At 71.6% G+C, this 16,280-nt stretch carries 17 protein-coding genes; 7 read left to right on the top strand and 10 right to left on the bottom strand.

Annotation, left to right across the window (positions count from 1 at the left end; all coding sequences use genetic code 11):
• Position 1: 1 nt before the first annotated feature.
• From DN051_RS21145 to DN051_RS21130, 4 genes are read right to left on the bottom strand one after another with little or no spacing between them, the layout of a single operon-like run.
• The gene (locus DN051_RS21145) at positions 2–1,543 is read right to left on the bottom strand and encodes an ABC transporter permease (protein ID WP_112439297.1); all 1,542 of its coding nucleotides are present in this window, start codon (positions 1,541–1,543) and stop codon (positions 2–4) included.
• On the bottom strand, positions 1,540–2,400 hold the full coding sequence (locus DN051_RS21140; protein WP_112439296.1) for an ABC transporter ATP-binding protein: 861 nt from the start codon (positions 2,398–2,400) through the stop codon (positions 1,540–1,542). The genes DN051_RS21145 and DN051_RS21140 overlap by 4 nt, the downstream gene beginning before the upstream one ends.
• Complete coding sequence (locus DN051_RS21135) at positions 2,397–3,248, bottom strand: hypothetical protein (protein WP_053759741.1); 852 nt, start codon at positions 3,246–3,248, stop codon at positions 2,397–2,399. The genes DN051_RS21140 and DN051_RS21135 overlap by 4 nt, the downstream gene beginning before the upstream one ends.
• On the bottom strand, positions 3,245–3,787 hold the full coding sequence (locus tag DN051_RS21130) for an RNA polymerase sigma factor (RefSeq protein WP_053759667.1): 543 nt from the start codon (positions 3,785–3,787) through the stop codon (positions 3,245–3,247). Before DN051_RS21130 ends, DN051_RS21135 begins: the two co-directional genes overlap by 4 nt.
• Positions 3,788–4,217: 430 nt before the next feature.
• On the opposite strand from DN051_RS21130, the gene DN051_RS21125 reads away from it, so the two are divergent.
• From DN051_RS21125 to DN051_RS21115, 3 genes are read left to right on the top strand one after another with little or no spacing between them, the layout of a single operon-like run.
• Positions 4,218–6,449, top strand: a complete 2,232-nt coding sequence (locus DN051_RS21125) for an RNA degradosome polyphosphate kinase (RefSeq protein WP_053759666.1) — start codon at positions 4,218–4,220, stop codon at positions 6,447–6,449.
• Complete coding sequence (locus DN051_RS21120; RefSeq protein WP_112439295.1) at positions 6,430–7,527, top strand: CHAD domain-containing protein; 1,098 nt, start codon at positions 6,430–6,432, stop codon at positions 7,525–7,527. The genes DN051_RS21125 and DN051_RS21120 overlap by 20 nt, the downstream gene beginning before the upstream one ends.
• 23 nt (positions 7,528–7,550) lie before the next feature.
• On the top strand, positions 7,551–7,973 hold the full coding sequence (locus DN051_RS21115; protein ID WP_053759664.1) for an NUDIX hydrolase: 423 nt from the start codon (positions 7,551–7,553) through the stop codon (positions 7,971–7,973).
• A 15-nt stretch (positions 7,974–7,988) separates the two neighbouring features.
• Here DN051_RS21115 and DN051_RS45840 read toward each other — a convergent pair whose 3' ends face one another.
• The gene (locus DN051_RS45840; protein ID WP_199314627.1) at positions 7,989–8,159 is read right to left on the bottom strand and encodes a hypothetical protein; all 171 of its coding nucleotides are present in this window, start codon (positions 8,157–8,159) and stop codon (positions 7,989–7,991) included.
• Between the two features lie 186 nt (positions 8,160–8,345).
• Here DN051_RS45840 and DN051_RS21110 point away from each other — a divergent pair, with 186 nt between their 5' ends.
• Positions 8,346–9,185, top strand: coding sequence for an SCO4651 family lipoprotein (locus DN051_RS21110; RefSeq protein ID WP_053759663.1), 840 nt, complete (start codon positions 8,346–8,348; stop codon positions 9,183–9,185).
• An 82-nt stretch (positions 9,186–9,267) separates the two neighbouring features.
• Positions 9,268–9,447 carry a hypothetical protein gene (locus DN051_RS45835; RefSeq protein WP_112439294.1) on the top strand — a complete coding sequence of 60 codons (180 nt, stop codon included), beginning with the start codon at positions 9,268–9,270 and terminating at the stop codon, positions 9,445–9,447.
• Between the two features lie 9 nt (positions 9,448–9,456).
• Here the strand turns inward: DN051_RS45835 and DN051_RS21100 are convergent, their stop codons facing one another.
• Positions 9,457–9,804, bottom strand: a complete 348-nt coding sequence (locus DN051_RS21100; RefSeq protein WP_053759662.1) for a metal-sensitive transcriptional regulator — start codon at positions 9,802–9,804, stop codon at positions 9,457–9,459.
• Between the two features lie 212 nt (positions 9,805–10,016).
• Between DN051_RS21100 and DN051_RS21095 the strand changes: the two genes are divergently transcribed.
• Together DN051_RS21095 and DN051_RS21090 are read left to right on the top strand one after the other, a co-directional pair.
• Entirely contained in the window at positions 10,017–10,637 is a 621-nt protein-coding gene (locus DN051_RS21095) for a DUF47 domain-containing protein (RefSeq protein ID WP_053759661.1), read from the top strand.
• A gap of 7 nt (positions 10,638–10,644) precedes the next feature.
• Positions 10,645–11,643, top strand: a complete 999-nt coding sequence (locus DN051_RS21090) for an inorganic phosphate transporter (RefSeq protein WP_053759660.1) — start codon at positions 10,645–10,647, stop codon at positions 11,641–11,643.
• Between the two features lie 446 nt (positions 11,644–12,089).
• Here DN051_RS21090 and pstB read toward each other — a convergent pair whose 3' ends face one another.
• The 4 genes from pstB to pstS all read right to left on the bottom strand — a co-directional run bounded on the left by pstB (position 12,090) and on the right by pstS (position 16,209).
• Positions 12,090–12,866, bottom strand: a complete 777-nt coding sequence (pstB, locus tag DN051_RS21085) for a phosphate ABC transporter ATP-binding protein PstB (RefSeq protein WP_053759659.1) — start codon at positions 12,864–12,866, stop codon at positions 12,090–12,092.
• A 51-nt stretch (positions 12,867–12,917) separates the two neighbouring features.
• Positions 12,918–13,976 (bottom strand): phosphate ABC transporter permease PstA, encoded by a 1,059-nt coding sequence (gene pstA, locus DN051_RS21080; protein ID WP_053759658.1) that lies wholly within the window; start codon positions 13,974–13,976, stop codon positions 12,918–12,920.
• Positions 13,973–14,980: a phosphate ABC transporter permease subunit PstC gene (gene pstC, locus DN051_RS21075; protein WP_053759657.1), complete on the bottom strand. Its 1,008-nt coding sequence runs from the start codon at positions 14,978–14,980 to the stop codon at positions 13,973–13,975. The genes pstA and pstC overlap by 4 nt, the downstream gene beginning before the upstream one ends.
• A gap of 104 nt (positions 14,981–15,084) precedes the next feature.
• The gene (gene pstS, locus DN051_RS21070; protein WP_053759656.1) at positions 15,085–16,209 is read right to left on the bottom strand and encodes a phosphate ABC transporter substrate-binding protein PstS; all 1,125 of its coding nucleotides are present in this window, start codon (positions 16,207–16,209) and stop codon (positions 15,085–15,087) included.
• Between the last annotated feature and the right edge of the window lie 71 nt (positions 16,210–16,280).

Here is a 16,280-nt window from a genome sequence, read left to right as displayed (position 1 = left end):
CTCAGTCGCAGGAGTCACCCGCGCCCACCCCCTGCGCCGGGGCCCGCACGCCCAGCAGCTGCGCCGCCCGGGCCGGCGAGGTCCGCGGCGACGTCAGCTCCGTCCAGTTGGCGCGTACCGTGCCGGCCACCTCGCCGCGGGGCCGCTGGAGCAGCTCCACGACGATCCGGGTCTGTTCGGCGCTCATGCCCACCGGGTTCGTCGGGGCCAGGGCGAGGGCGGAGCCCTCGACGCTGTCGTCCAGGCGGACATTGCGCAGCGCCGACATCGGGTCCTTCTCCGCTCCCAGGGCCAGCCACATGACCGTCACCACCCGGGCGTCGCACACCTCCAGCGCGGCCTCCTCGCTCCCGGCGACCAGCACGGAGGCCACGCCGACCGCGAACTCGGGCACCCGGTTGCCGCCCCACTCGGTGCCCACGGTGACCTCGCCGGGTGTGCGGGACGCCGTGAGCGCGGCGTCGTCCCGGAGGCCGTAGCGGGCCTCGACGCGCTGCCGCACCGTGAGCCGCTCGCGCGCCGCGGTACCGCCCGCGAGGCCCTGGACCCGGTCGACGACCTCGGCCCAGTCGGCGGTGCGGCCGCTCCATTCGGGGAAGGCGCAGTACCGCGAGGCGCCGTGCGGCACACACGTGTGGAGCTTCTCCGGGGTGACGGAGGCCTTGGTGCGCGCGGCCAGGAGTGCGGGCGGCTCCGCCGCGGACTGCCCGGCGACACCGGCGCCCGTGGCGGCGAGCGCGGCGACGGTCACCGCGGCGACGGTGCGGGTACGGCCGCCGCTCACCAGCAGCGCGGCACAGCCCAGCAGGACGATCAGCCCCGTCAGGTACAGCGCGTGCCAGGCGGCGGGGCGGCCCAGCAGGTCGGAGGGGAAGGGCGCCGCGCCCGTCTCGTCGGCGTCCGGCCACAGCCACCGCTGCCAGCGGGCGTCGCTCGTGGTCGCCGAGAGGAAGGTGCCGCCCATGAGGACGCCGACGACGAGCAGCGGCGCCGCGAACGAGGAAGGCACCGAGCGCGCGAACAGCACGCCGGCGACACCGCACAGCAGCACGGTCAGCGGCCCCACCGCGAGTTCGAAGACCGACCCGTGGCCCACCGAACCCGGCTTCAGCGCCGCCCAGGTGAACTCGAGGGTGACGACGAGCGCGGTGATCAGCGCGATCGGCACGACGGACAGGGCGTGCGCCAGCGTGCGCAGCCAGGGCCGGAGCGGCAGTACGTCGAAGTGGGTGTCGGTGCCGTTGCGCCGCGACCGCAGCACGGCCCGGTTGGCGCAGACCAGGACGGCCACGCCGAGGAGCAGCGGACGGGACTGGGTGGCACGGTCGACGTAGTGCAGCACGGGGAAGTCGTCCGCGTCGCCGCCGGAGAACATCTTCCAGCCGCTGTAGCCGACGTAGAGGACGAGGAAGGCGAACACCGGTATCTGGAGCAGGAGTTCGCGCGTCTCGAACCGGGCGAGGTCCAGTACGACCCGCGCGCGCCGCGGGGCGTCCGGGGGCGCGGCGTGCTCGGCCGGGGCCTCGGCGAGGGTCGTGGTCATGCGGCCACCTCGGCGTCCGCGTCGTCGAGGGTGAGCAGGTAGCCGTCCTCCAGGGACGGTTCGAGGAGTGCGGCGCCGGCGGGCGGATCGCCCAGGTTGCGGAAGCTGCCGGTGCCGGTGCGCCAGCCGGCCCGCGCGCCCGGATCACGCTCGGTGCTGCTCCACACCCGGCCCGCGGCGCGGTCGGTGAGTTCGGCCGGGGTGCCCTCGAAGCGGATCCGGCCGGCGACCATGACGATCACCCGGCGGCAGAGCAGCGCCACGTCCTCCGTCTGGTGGGTGGACAGCAGGACCGTCCGGCCCTCGCCCGCCTGCGCGATCAGCTCGCGGAACCGCATCCGCTGTTCGGGGTCCAGGCCGACGGTCGGCTCGTCGAGGACGAGGAAACCGGGATCGCCGATGAGCGCGGCGGCCAGGGCGACCCGCTGCCGCATCCCGCCGGACAGCCTCTTGATGCGCCGGCCGCGCACGTCGCCCAGATCGACGGCGTCGAGCACCCGCCGCACCTCGCGGTGCCGGGCGGCGCGGTCGGTCAGCTCCTTCAGGATCGCCACGTAGTCGACGAACGCGAAGGCCGTGAAGTCCGGGTGGAAGCCCGGCGTCTGCGGCAGGTAGCCGAGCGCGCGCCGCACCTCCTGCCGGCCGGCGGACGTCGCCGGGTCGTGGCCGAGCACCGTGAAGGCGCCCCGGTCGGCGGGCACGGCGGTGGCCAGCACCCGCAGCAGCGTGGTCTTCCCGGCCTCGTTCGGCCCGAGCAGCCCGGTGACGCCCTCGCCCAGGCGCAGCGAGACGCCGTCCAGGGCGGGTGTGCCGCCGTAGCGCAGGGAGAGCCCGGAGGCGGTGACGGTCGAGATCATGAGGCACTTCCGTGACGAGGGCCGGAGAACGGCGAACGGTCTGAGGAGAAGTCGAATCGGTCCCGGGCGAGGAGCAGCCGCCCCGCGGCGAGGGCGGCGACCGCGGCCGCGACGCCCTGCCCGCCCGCGGTGAAGGGGACGCGCCACGCCCCGTCCGCCACCACCGCGGCGGCCAGCAGCACGGCGACCCACACGCCGCCGGTCAGGGCGGGCGCCAGGACCGGACCGAGCCGGGGCGTCAGCGCCAGCCCGATCCCGGTGAGGGCGAGCGCGGGCAGCAGCCAGGCCAGCGCCATCAGCCCGTACCCGGGCAGGGCGAGCGTGGCGAGTCCGTTGAGCAGCAGAACGGCGGTGAGCACCGTGACGGTGCGGATCATCAGCAGCCGGAAGCCGTGCATCGGAGCGACGACGGCCATCTCGTACGTCGGGTCCAGCGCCGGGCCGTACGACAGGGCGACCCCGGCCAGCGGCAGCAGCGGGGCGAGCGCGAGGAACAACCGGGGCGAGCCGGCGGTGTGCACCGCCAGCACCGTCATGACCAGCACGAACACCACCGCCATCAGCCACGAGCCGCGCAGCACCGGGGTCGCGGCGAGCAGCCGCGCGGTGTGGTCGGCCAGCCCCAGGCGCACCAGCAGCCCCTCGAACAGCCCGCGCCGCGGCACGTCCAGCTCGGCGTCCAGCCGCTCCCAGCCGGCGTCCAGCACGGCCTGGTCCGCCAGCTCGGCGAGCCGGGCCCGGCAGTCGGCGCAGGCGGTCAGATGCATGTCTGCGGACCACAGCAGGGGCGGCGCGAGCTCAGCGCGCCCGTACGCCCGCAGGTCCTGTTCGTCCACGTGCCACATCAGGCCAGCGCCTCCCGCAGTTGCTTGCGGGCACGCATGGCCCGCGTCTTGACCGTGCCGGGCGGTATGCCGAGGACGACCGCGGCCTCCCGGGTGCTCAGACCGTCGACGACGGTCGCCTGGAGCACGGCCCGCAGTTCCGGCGAGAGCCGGGTGAGGGCCCCCGCGAGGTCCCCGTGCTCCACCCCCGCGAGCACGCGTTCCTCCGCGGAGGCCTCGTCGCGGTGCCGCAGCCGGGCCAGCGCCTGCCGCAGCCGGCCCCGCGCCCCCTCGCCACGCAGCGTGTCGACCAGCCGCCGCGAGCCGATCCGCCACAGCCAGCCCGCCACGTCGCCCTCCTCGCGGTAGCGCGCCTTGCCCCGCCACACCGCGAGGAACGTCTCCTGGACGACGTCGTCGACCGTTCCGGCGTCGGCGCAGCGGGCGCGCAGCCGCGCCGACAGCCACGGCGCGTACCGCCGGTACAGCTCCTCGAAGGCATGACGGTCCCGGTCCGCCGCGATGGCCCGCAGCAGGTCCCCGTCACTTCTGGTGTCGCTCACATCTCCTCATCGGACGAGCCCGGACGATCGGTTCACGGATCGGCCTTCGAGTTTCGCCGACCGCCGCGGAAACCGGGACGGACCGCCCGGCACGCCCCCTCGTACGCCGCCGCGGGCGGTGCCCCGCGCGGCCGGGCACCGCCCGCCCCCCACCCCCGCACGCCGGCGCCCCGAACGGCCGGATCCCGCACGCCCTGTCGTACGCCGCCCCCTGCGGCCCGCGCCCCCGGGGAGCCTCCCCCCGCTATCCCGCACGTCATGTCGCCGTAACCATCGATTCAGACGGGCTTGCGACGCTCGGTCAATGACGCCCGCCGTGCCAGAGCCTGCGCCGCCCCCCGAGGGTTCAGCGGGGTCCGGGGCCTTCTCCAGGCTCCGGACCGTCCGTTCCGACGCGCCCGTTTCGCTCCCCGCGCGGAACAATGGGGCCATGAGCCAGCAGAACACCCAGGCAGAGGTCAAGCACGCGCAGCCCTCCGTGGGCTCCATAGCCGCTCACCGCCCGGCCACGGTGTCGGCGACGGTCTCCGATCTGGAACCCGACCTCGACGCCGACCTCGATGTGTACGAGGAGACGACGGTCGATGGCGTCCAGCTGCCGCAGGGCCGGTTCCTCGACCGGGAACGCAGCTGGCTCGCGTTCAACGAGCGCGTTCTGGAGCTCGCCGAGGACCCGAACACGCCCCTGCTGGAGCGGGCCAACTTCCTCGCGATCTTCGCCAGCAACCTGGACGAGTTCTTCATGGTCCGGGTGGCCGGTCTGAAGCGCCGTATCGCCACCGGCGTCGCCACCAGGTCCGCCTCCGGGCTCCAGCCCCGTGAAGTGCTGGAGATGATCTGGGCCCGCTCCCGCGAGCTGATGGCCCGGCACGCCGCCTGCTACCACGAGGACGTCGCCCCCGCCCTCGCGGAGGAGGGCATCCATCTGGTCCGCTGGAGCGAGCTGACCGAGAAGGAGCAGGCGCGCCTGTTCACGCTGTTCCGGCACCAGATCTTCCCGGTGCTGACCCCGCTGGCCGTGGACCCCGCGCACCCCTTCCCCTACATCTCCGGCCTGTCCCTGAACCTGGCCGTCGTCGTACGCAACCCGGTCAGCGGCCACAAGCACTTCGCCCGCGTCAAGGTCCCCCCGCTGCTCTCCCGCTTCCTGGAGAGCTCCCCGGGCCGGTACGTCCCCATCGAGGACGTCATCGCCGCGCACCTGGAGGAGCTGTTCCCGGGCATGGAGGTGCTGGAGCACCACGCCTTCCGGCTGACCAGGAACGAGGACCTGGAGGTCGAGGAGGACGACGCGGAGAACCTGCTCCAGGCACTGGAGAAGGAACTCATGCGGCGCCGCTTCGGCCCGCCGGTGCGTCTGGAGGTCGAGGAGTCCATCGACCGCGAGGTGCTGGACCTGCTGGTCCGCGAGCTGAAGATCAGCGAGGCCGAGGTCTACCCGCTGCCCGGCCCCCTGGACCTCACCGGCCTCTTCCGCATCCACAGCCTGGACCGGCCGGAGCTGAAGTACCCGAAGTTCATCGCCGGCACCCACCGCGACCTCGCCGAGGTCGAGTCCGCGTCCGCGCCGGACATCTTCGCCGCGCTGCGCGCCCGCGACGTCCTGCTGCACCACCCGTACGACTCGTTCTCCACATCGGTGCAGGCCTTCCTGGAGCAGGCGGCCCAGGACCCGGACGTCCTCGCCATCAAGCAGACCCTGTACCGGACCTCGGGGGACTCGCCGATCGTGGACGCGCTGATAGAGGCGGCCGAGTCCGGCAAGCAGGTCCTCGTGCTGGTGGAGATCAAGGCCCGCTTCGACGAGCACGCCAACATCAAATGGGCGCGCAAGCTGGAGGAAGCGGGCTGCCACGTGGTCTACGGCCTGGTCGGCCTGAAGACCCACTGCAAGCTCTCCCTGGTGGTCCGCCAGGAGGGCGACATGCTGCGCCGGTACTGCCACGTCGGCACCGGCAACTACCACCCGAAGACGGCCCGCCTGTACGAGGACCTCGGCCTGCTCACCGCCGACCCGCAGGTCGGCGCCGACCTGTCCGACCTGTTCAACCGCCTGTCGGGCTACTCCCGCCGCGAGACCTACCGCCGTCTGCTGGTCGCCCCCAAGTCCCTGCGGGACGGCCTGATCTCGCGGATCAACAAGGAGGCCCAGCACCACCGTGCGGGACGGCCCGCCTACATCCGCATCAAGGTCAACTCGATGGTGGACGAGGCGATCATCGACGCCCTGTACCGGGCGTCCATGGCGGGCGTGCCCGTCGACGTGTGGGTGCGCGGCATCTGCGCGATCCGCCCCGGCGTGGCCGGCCTGTCGGAGAACATACGGGTCCGCTCGGTGCTCGGCCGCTTCCTCGAACACTCCCGTGTGTTCGCCTTCGGCAACGGCGGCGAGCCCGAGGTGTGGATCGGCAGCGCCGACATGATGCACCGCAACCTCGACCGCCGTATCGAGGCCCTCGTCCGGGTCGTCGACCCGGCGCACCGAGCCGCCTTGAACCGGCTCCTAGAGACCGGCATGTCCGACTCCACCGCCTCCTGGCACCTGGGCCCGGACGGCGAGTGGACGCGGCACGCGACCGACGCGGACGGCGTGCCCCTGCGGAACATCCAGGAGATGCTCATAGACGCCCGGAGGCGCCGGCGTGGCACAGCAACACCTTGACCCGACGGACCCCGTGGCCGGGGCGGTGACCGGAGAGGCCCTCGCGGGCTATCTGCGCGCCCAGGCCACGGAGTTCCTCCGTGCGCTCCGCCAGCACCGGGAGGCCGGTGCCGGAGCGGGCCACAACGGCACGGAGGACTCCGTCGACGCGGCGCGCGCCCTGCGCCGCTCGGCCCGCCGCATCAGCGGCAGCCTGCACACGTTCCGCCCGCTGCTGGACACCGACTGGTCGGAGGGCATGCGCCCCGAACTGGCCTGGCTCTCGGGCACGCTGGCGCTGGAGCACTCGTACGCGGCACGGCTGGAGCGGCTGCTGGCGGCGCTGCACCGGCTGTCGGGCTCGACGCCGTTCCCGGCCCAGCCGGTCGGGTCCGCCGCGGGCACGGGCGCGGAGCGGGCGATGGCGGCGTCCGGCAGCGCCGGTCCCCCGGTCCAGGCCGCCGCCCCGGAGCGCGGCAGCCTCACGGTGGGTGCGGCCAAAGCCGGCGCCCTGCTCGACCGCCAGCTGACGCTCGCCCGGACCCGGGCCCACTCCAGCGCCCTCCAGGCCCTCGGGTCGAGCCGCTTCCACGCGGTCGCCGACAAGGTCGCCGTACTGGCCAGCGAGGTCCCGCTCACCCACAGCGCCGCCGCCGACGACCTGCGCCCGCACGCCGCGGCGGCCGAGGAGCGGCTGACCGACGCGGTCGCCGCGCTCCCGCTCGTCACCGCGGGGCACCCGTACAACGCGGAGGCGCTGATCCACGGGCTGTCGCCGGACCCGTCCCCGCACCCGCAGGACGCGCCCTGGCACCAGGTCCGCCTGCTGCTGCGCCTGCACCGCTACGCCCGGGAGGTCCTCCTCGGGCAGAACGCCCCCGTCGACGTGCGCCTGCTCGTCTCCGGCCAGGCCCTCAACCGCCACCGCGACGCCGCCGAGGCCGCGGCGGCGGCCGCCTCGGCGGCCCGCACCCCGCGGATCGCCCCGGCGACGGCGTACGCGCTAGGCGTGCTCCACGCCGACCAGCGGCACGAGGTGGAGGCGGCCCGGTTCGCGTTCCAGCAGTCCTGGCAGAAGCAGACGGTGGGCACGTCCTGACCCGAGGGGGCGGTGATCAACACGTGACCGATACCAAGGACTCCCTCGTGCGGGCCGCCGGCTGCGTGCTGTGGCGCCGCTCCTCCCTCGACGGACGGCTGGAGATCTGCCTGGTCCACCGTCCGAAGTACGACGACTGGTCGCACCCCAAGGGCAAGCTGAAGCGCGGCGAGGAACCGCTGGCCGGCGCGGTGCGCGAGGTCGCGGAGGAGACCGGCTGCACCGCCGTGCCCGCCACGGAGCTGCCGACGCTGTACTACCTGGCGAACGGCCGCCCCAAGCAGGTCCGCTACTGGGCCGCCGAGGCGGTCTCCGGCAGCTTCACCCCGAGCGACGAGGTCGACCGCGTCCTGTGGCTCGACCCCGACGCGGCCCGGGAGCGCCTGACCCAGCCGCGCGACCGGCAGCTGGTGGACGAGCTGCTGGCGACCCTGCGCCCCGCCTGACGCCGCCGCGCACCGTCAGGATCCGGCCAGGTGTCCCGACGCGTCCGTACGGGCCTGGCTTCTGGCGCGGCGGGCCGGCCCGCGCCAGCCGCAACTGCACCGGGCCACGCAGAAGGGGCCCTGGTCGACGGTGGTGGTGCGGTGCTCGGGACGGTCGTCCCCGGTGGCGCGGTCCTGCTGTGTCACGCCGACAACGGTACCCAGGCCCGGCGCGCGCCCGGCCGGGCCCCGGGGTGAACGTCCGCCCCGCCCCGCCGCGAGCCGCTCGTGAACCTCCCCGCAACCCCGCCCGCCGCGTGACGGCTCAAGCTACCCGTCGTTAACCGGAACGACGGGGGCCCTGACGGACGTACGGCTGGGGGTAGGCAGGCGATGGCGGAGCGGCAGCGGGGCAGGGCGGGCGGGACGGTCGTCGCGGCGGGGCTCGTGGCCTGCGTCTGCCTCGGCGGCACCGGTTGCACCGGCAGCGGCGCGGTCGCGGACGACGCCCGCCCGGCGGACCCGGTCCGCGCCGTGCACCGCGCCGCGGACGCCCTGCTGGCGGCGGGCAGTTCCAAGGCCCGTACGTCGATGGAGATGGCGACCGGCGGCACCCGCGTCACCATCCGCGGCGAGGGCGTCTACGACTACGCCCGGGGCCGCGGCCGGCTGAAGGTCATGCTCCCGCAGGACCCGGCCGGACAGCCCGACCACCGCCCGATCACCGAGCTCCTCGCCCCCGGCGCGCTGTACATGAAGAACCGCGGCGCGGGCGTCCCGGCCGACAAGTGGGTGCGCGTCGACACCGCCACCCTCAGCGACGGCAACCTGGTGACCGGTGGCGCCACGGACCCCTTCGCGGCGGCCGAGGTCCTGCGCGGCACCCGCAGCGCGCGGTTCGTCGGCCGGACCGAGATCGCCGGCACCGAGGTCAGCCACTACCGCGGCACCGCCGATCTGGAGCTGGCCGCCCGGCAGGCCTCCTCGGGCGGCAGGGCTTCGCTGCGCGCGGCGGCGAAAGGCTTCGCCACGGCCGAAGTGCCGTTCGACGTCTTCCTCGACGACCAGGGCCGCATCCGCAAGGTCCGCCACCGGTTCAGCTTCGTCAACGGCCACCACGAGGGCGCCGTGGCGGTCTCCTCGACGACCCTGCTCTACGACTTCGGGGCCCCGGTGGACGTCCGGCTGCCACCCGCCGAGGACATCTACGCGGGCCGGATCGCCGAGGAGTGACCGCGGGGAACTAGCCCGTCCGTGCCATGCGCGTTGCGTAGGCCGCTCCCTACTCTAGGAAGCCGGTGACGGCAGAGAAGAGGTGACGCACGTGGCTCCGGTCGGCGGTACGGCAGTTCAGGACCACGTGGCCCTCGCCGAGATAGAGCTGTGCGGGGAGCTGATCATCGCGGCCTCGGCGGCGGACGACAGGCTCAGCATGGAGAGCATCGACGAGGTCCTGCGAGTGGCCGAGGAGCGCGCGGCCGCCCGCGAGGGGTGAGCCCGCGGCTCATGTGCGCAGCAGCCGCCCGATGGCCTTGGTGGCCTCCTCGACCTTGGCGTCGATCTCGCCACCGCCCTTGAGCGCCGCGTCCGCGACGCAGTGCCGCAGATGCTCCTCCAGCAACTGGAGCGCGAACGACTGGAGCGCCTTCGTCGAGGCGGACACCTGCGTGAGTATGTCGATGCAGTAGACGTCCTCGTCGACCATGCGTTGCAGGCCGCGGATCTGCCCCTCGATCCGCCGCAGCCGTTTGAGGTGTTCGTCCTTCTGCTTGTGGTACCCGTGGATGCCGCGGTCGTGGTCGGTCACCACGGTCTCGGAGGGCGCTCCGGCGCCAGGCTCGGTGGTCGTCATCGCGTCCTCCATACACATACCCCTACTGGGTATATCGTACCGAACTTTGCTGGGTATAGGCCCCTTGGCCGCTGCCCGGACCGTACCCCTGAACCGCCCCCGTACAGGTGATCAATTCTGATGGGCGACACTGGAGGACGGCCCGTTAGCCGTGGCCGAATGATGCGCCTAGCATCAGCCTGACCGAAACCGAAGCACTTAGAGGACCCCACGTGCGCTTTCGTCTGACCCCAAGGGAGACGAGCTTCTACGACATGTTCGCCGCATCCGCGGACAACATCGTCACGGGCTCGAAACTCCTCATGGAACTGCTCGGGGCGGACGCTTCCGCCCGGGCCGAGATCGCAGAGCGTATGCGGGCCGCGGAACACGCCGGTGACGACGCCACGCACGCGATCTTCCACCAGCTGAACTCCTCGTTCATCACGCCCTTCGACCGCGAGGACATCTACTCCCTCGCGTCCTCCCTCGACGACATCATGGACTTCATGGAGGAGGCCGTCGACCTGGTCGTCCTCTACAACGTCGAGGAGCTCCCCAAGGGCGTCGAGCAGCAGATCGAGGTCCTCGCCCGCGCCGCCGAACTGACGGCCGAAGCCATGCCGCATCTGCGCACGCTGGACAACCTCACCGAGTACTGGATCGAGGTCAACCGTCTGGAGAACCAGGCCGACCAGATCCACCGCAAGCTCCTGGCGCACCTCTTCAACGGCAAGTACGACGCGATCGAGGTGCTGAAGCTCAAGCAGATCGTCGACGTCCTCGAAGAGGCCGCCGACGCGTTCGAGCACGTGGCGAACACGGTGGAGACCATCGCCGTCAAGGAGTCCTGACCCGTCCATGGACACCTTCGCCCTGGTCGTGACCATCCTGGTCGCCCTCTTCTTCACCTACACCAACGGCTTCCACGACTCGGCGAACGCGATCGCCACGTCCGTGTCGACGCGCGCCCTGACGCCGAAGGCCGCCCTGCTGATGGCCGCGGTCATGAACCTGGCCGGCGCGTTCCTGGGCAGCGGCGTCGCCAAGACGGTCAGCGAGGGTCTGATCGAGACCCCCGAGGGCTCCACCGGGATGGGCATCCTGTTCGCCGCCCTCCTCGGCGCGATCACCTGGAACCTCATCACCTGGTACTTCGGCCTGCCGTCGTCCTCGTCCCACGCGCTGTTCGGCGGCATGGTCGGCGCGGCGCTGGCGGGCGGTACGCAGGTCTACTGGGACGGCGTGCTGGAAAAGGTCGTCATCCCGATGTTCGTCTCCCCGATCGTCGGCCTGCTGGCCGGCTACCTGGTGATGACGGCCATCATGTGGATCTTCCGCCGTGCCAACCCGCACAAGGCCAAGCGCGGTTTCCGGATAGCCCAGACCGTGTCCGCGGCCGGCATGGCCCTCGGTCACGGCCTCCAGGACGCCCAGAAGACGATGGGCATCGTCGTCATGGCGCTGGTCATCGCCGACGTCGAGGACTACGGCGACCCGATCCCGGTCTGGGTCAAGATCGCCTGTGCCGTGATGCTGTCGCTCGGCACGTACGCGGGTGGCTGGCGCATCATGCGGACGCTCGGCCGCAAGATCATCGAACTCGATCCGCCGCAGGGGTTCGCCGCGGAGACCACCGGCGCGACGATCATGTTCACCACGGCGTTCCTCTTCAAGGCGCCGATCTCCACGACCCACGTCATCACCTCCGCCATCATGGGCGTCGGCGCGACGAAGCGCGTGAACGCGGTGCGGTGGGGTGTCGCCAAGAACATCGTCCTCGGCTGGTTCATCACGATGCCGGCGGCTGGACTCGTGGCGGCCTGCGCGTTCGGGCTCGTGCACCTGGCGTTCCTCTGACGCTGTGGGGGCCGCCCGACCCGCGGGCTTTCGTGCCGCTGGGGCGGCACGGATGGGCGCGGCGGCGACCCGCCGACGCCGGGCCGCCCGACACCGCTCCACGTCAGCCACAACGCCGGGTGACCGGCAAAGCCACCCGGGCGTACCCCAATTGCAACCCGCCGACGCCGGGCCGCCCGACACCGCTCCACGTCAGCCACAACGCCGGGTGACCGGCAAAGCCACCCGGGCGTACCCCAATTGCAACCCGCCGACGCCGGGCCGCCCGACACCGCCCTACGTCAGCCACAACGCCGGGTGACCGGCGAACCCACCCGGGCATACCTCCGGCGGCACCCCGCCCCAGGCGCACCTCAGAAAACAACACGGGCCCGCCCCCGGGAGCCAGGGGCGGGCCCTTTTGTTCCTCACGGTGGCACCGCCATGCAGCACCGCGAGGAGCTTGATCAGCCGAACCGGCCGGAGATGTAGTCCTCCGTGGCCTGGACCGACGGGTTGGAGAAGATCCGCTCCGTGTCGTCGATCTCGATCAGCTTGCCCGGCTGCCCCACGGCCGCCAGGTTGAAGAACGCCGTCCGGTCGGACACCCGCGCCGCCTGCTGCATGTTGTGCGTCACGATGACGATCGTGAAGCGCTCCTTCAGCTCACCGATCAGGTCCTCGATCGCCAGCGTCGAGATCGGGTCCAGCGCCGAGCACGGCTCGTCCATCAGCAGCACGTTCGGCTCGACGGCGATCGCCCGCGCGATGCACAGCCGCTGCTGCTGTCCGCCGGACAGCCCGGACCCGGGCTTGTTCAGCCGGTCCTTGACCTCGTTCCAGAGGTTCGCGCCGCGCAGCGACTTCTCGACGATCTCGTCCAGCTGGGACTTCTTGAACGAGCCCAGCAGCTTCAGCCCGGCCACGACGTTGTCGTACACCGACATCGTCGGGAACGGGTTCGGGCGCTGGAAGACCATGCCGACCTCGCGCCGCACGGACACCGGGTCGATCCCCGCGCCGTACAGGTTCTCGTCGTCGAGCATGACCTTGCCCTCGACGCGCCCGCCGGGGGTCACCTCGTGCATCCGGTTGAGCGTGCGCAGGAAGGTCGACTTGCCGCATCCGGACGGGCCGATGAAGGCCGTCACCGAGCGGGGCTCGACGGTCATCGAGATGTCCTCGATGGCCCGGAAGGATCCGTAGTAGGCGCTGAGGCCGCTGACATCAATGCGCTTGGCCATGTAAATCACTGCTTCTTTCGGAAAGAAATTCTCGGTCGCTGAGTGGCCGCGTCAGCGACCGGACTTGGGGGCCTTCCAGCGGGCGATACCGCGGGCCAGCAGGTTGAGGATCATCACGAAGGCGATCAGCGTCAGGGACGCGGCCCAGGCACGGTCGTAGGCCGGCTGGGCACCCGCACTCTGCGAGTACTGCTGGTAGATGTACAGCGGCAGCGAGGCCTGGGCCCCTTCGAACGGGTTGTTGTTGATGAACGAGTTGCCGAACACCAGCAACAGCACCGGAGCGGTCTCACCGGCGATACGGGCGACCGCCAGCATGATGCCGGTGGTGATGCCGCCGACCGCGGTCGGCAGGACCACCTTCAGGATGGTGCGCCACTTCGGCACGCCCAGCGCGAGGGAGGCCTCGCGCAGCTCGTTCGGTACGAGCTTGAGCATCTCCTCCGTGGAGCGGACCACGACCGGCATCATCAGGATGGCGAGCGCCAGCGAGCCGGCGAAGCCGAACGGCTGCATGTCCGCCATCAGCATGATGCTGAGGATGAACAGACCGGCGACGATCGACGGGATGCCGGTCATGACGTCGACGAAGAACGTGACGGCCCGGGCGAGAGCGCCCCGCCCGTACTCCACCAGGTAGATCGCGGTGAGCACGCCGATCGGCGCGGCGATCAGCGTCGCGAGGCCGACCTGCTCCAGGGTGCCGATGATGGCGTGGTAGATACCGCCGCCCGGCTCCCGGTCGCCGACGACGCCCATCGAGTGGGTGAGGAAGTAGACGTCGAAGACCTTGATCCCGCGCTCGACGGTCGCCCAGACCAGCGAGGTCAGCGGCACCACGGCGAGCAGGAAGGCGACCCAGACGAGGGAGGTCGCGATGCGGTCCTTGGCCTGGCGCTTGCCCTCGACCATCGAGGCGATGACGTAGGTGCCGAGGACGTAGAGGATCGCGGCGATCAGACCCCACTGGATCCGGCTGTCCAGTCCGCCGACGAGGCCGATGACCACGCCGAGGACCAGGGAGCCCGCGCCGATCGCCCAGGGGGACCACTTGGGCAGGCTGGCGCCGCGCAGGGTGCTGGGGCGCTTTTCGGTGAGGACGTGGCTCATGCGTTGGCCCCCGAGTACTCCTTGCGGCGGGCGATGATCGCACGGGCCGCGCCGTTGACCAGCAGGGTGATGACGAACAGGACCAGACCGGAGGCGATGAGCGCGTCCCGGCCGAATTCGTCGGCCTCGCCGAACTTGCTGGCGATGTTCTGGGCGAAGGTGCCGCCACCCGGGTCGAGCAGGCTGGCGTGGATCAGGAAGTCCGGCGACAGGACCGTGGCGACGGCCATGGTCTCGCCGAGCGCGCGGCCGAGGCCGAGCATCGAGGCGGAGATCACGCCGGAGCGGCCGAACGGCAGCACGGCCATGCGGATGACCTCCCAGCGCGTGGCGCCGAGGGCCAGGGCCGCCTCCTCGTGCATCTGCGGGACCTGCCGGAAGACCTCACGACTGACGTTCGTGATGATCGGCAGGATCATGATCGCGAGCAGGATGCCGACGGTGAGCATGGAGCGCGGGGCGCCGCCCTGCCAGTCGAAGATGCCGGTCCAGCCGAAGAAGTCGTTCAGCCAGCCGAACAGGCCGTCCATGTACGGGACGAGGATCAGGGCGCCCCACAGGCCGTACACGATGGACGGCACGGCGGCGAGCAGGTCGATCACATAGGCGATGGGACCGCTCAGCTTGCGCGGGGCGTAGTGCGTGAGGAACAGCGCGATGGCGACGGCGATCGGGACCGCGATGACCATGGCGATGATCGACGAGATCACCGTGCCGTAGGCCAGGACGGCGATACCGAAGACCGGCGGCTGGGTGCCGGTGTTCCACTCGAAGGTGGTCAGGAAGTTGCCCTCGTCCTCGCTGATGGCGAGGGCGGCCCGGTAGGTCAGGAAGCCGGCGATGGCGGCCATGACGGCGAGCAGCAGAATGCCCGAGCCGCGGGACAGACCGAGGAAGATCCGGTCTCCGGGTCGGGTGGCACCGCGGGCGGTGCGCTTGTGCTCGGCCTGGGTGGGCCTGGGTGCGGGAGGTGGCGCGGAAGTGTTCTGTGTCGTTATGTCCATCGGGTTCTCCGGTCTGCGGAGCCGGACGTGCGGTACGGCTCCTGGCGGCGGTGCACCGGACGGTGCGGCCCGGTCCCGCGGGGGGACCGGGCCGCACGCTCAGGTCAGCTCAGGCCCTCGATGGTGGTGCGGACCTTGGCGATGATGTCGTCGGGGATCGGCGCGTAGCCGGCGTCGGCCAGCTGGCCCTGGCCGTCCTCGCTGGCGATGTAGCCGAGGAACGCCTTGGTGGCGGGCAGGGTCTCGGCCTTGTTGCCGGCGTCGCAGACGATCTCGTACGTGACCAGGGTGATCGGGTACGCGCCCTCGGCCTCGGTCTTGTAGTTGATCTCCAGCGCCAGGTCCTTGCCGGTGCCGACGATCTCGGCGTCGGCGATGGCCTTGGTGGCGCCCTCGGTGGAGGCGGCGACCGGCTCGGCGGCACCCGTGTCGATGGCGACGACGTCCATGCCCTCGGCGTAGGACAGCTCCATGTAGCTGATGGCACCGGCGGTCTGCGAGACCTGCTGGGCGACACCGGAGGAGCCGGAGGCGGCCTGGCCACCCTTGGCCTGCCACGCCTTGCCACCCTCGTACTTCCAGTTGTCCGGGGTGGTGGCGATCAGGTACTTGGTGAAGTTGTCCGTGGTGCCGGACTCGTCCGAGCGGTGGAAGGCCTGGATGTTCAGGTCGGGCAGCTCAACCTCCGGGTTGAGCTTCTTGATCGCGGCGTCGTTCCACTTCTTGATCTTGCTGTCGAAGATCTTGGCGATCGTCTCGGCGTCCAGCACCAGGCCCTCGGCGCCCGGGACGTTGTACGCGAGGGCGATCGGGCCGCCGACCATCGGCAGGTCGATGCCCTGACCGTCGGCGCAGACCTCCTTGGACGCCGCGATCTCCTCGGAGTCCAGCGCGGAGTCGGAACCGGCGAAGGCGACCTGGCCCTGCGTGAACGCGGTGATACCGGCGCCGGAGCCGCTGCCCTTGTAGTTGATCTGCACGCCCTTGCAGGCGGCGGTGAATTCCTTGACCCAGGCGTCGATCGCGTTCTTCTGCGCGGACGAGCCGTCGGCCAGCAGCTGGCCCTTGGCGTCGCCGCACTCGATCGAGCTGGAGGCGGCCGCGTCGGTGGTGGAGCCGCCACCCGCGTTGCCGGTGTCGTCGGAGCCGCACGCCGTGAGGGCCAGGGCGCCGGAGACGGCGAGAGCACCGAGGGTGAGGGCCCGCCGGTTCATGCGCTGAAGCTTCACTTTCGGGAGTTCCTTCCAGGAGCCGCCGGCCTGTTTCGGCGGCGTGCGAGGTCTGGTTGATGCGAACGCCC

Source organism: Streptomyces cadmiisoli (assembly GCF_003261055.1).
GTDB classification, from domain to species: Bacteria; Actinomycetota; Actinomycetes; order Streptomycetales; family Streptomycetaceae; genus Streptomyces; species Streptomyces cadmiisoli.
This window is presented reverse-complemented; position numbering and strand designations above follow the sequence as displayed.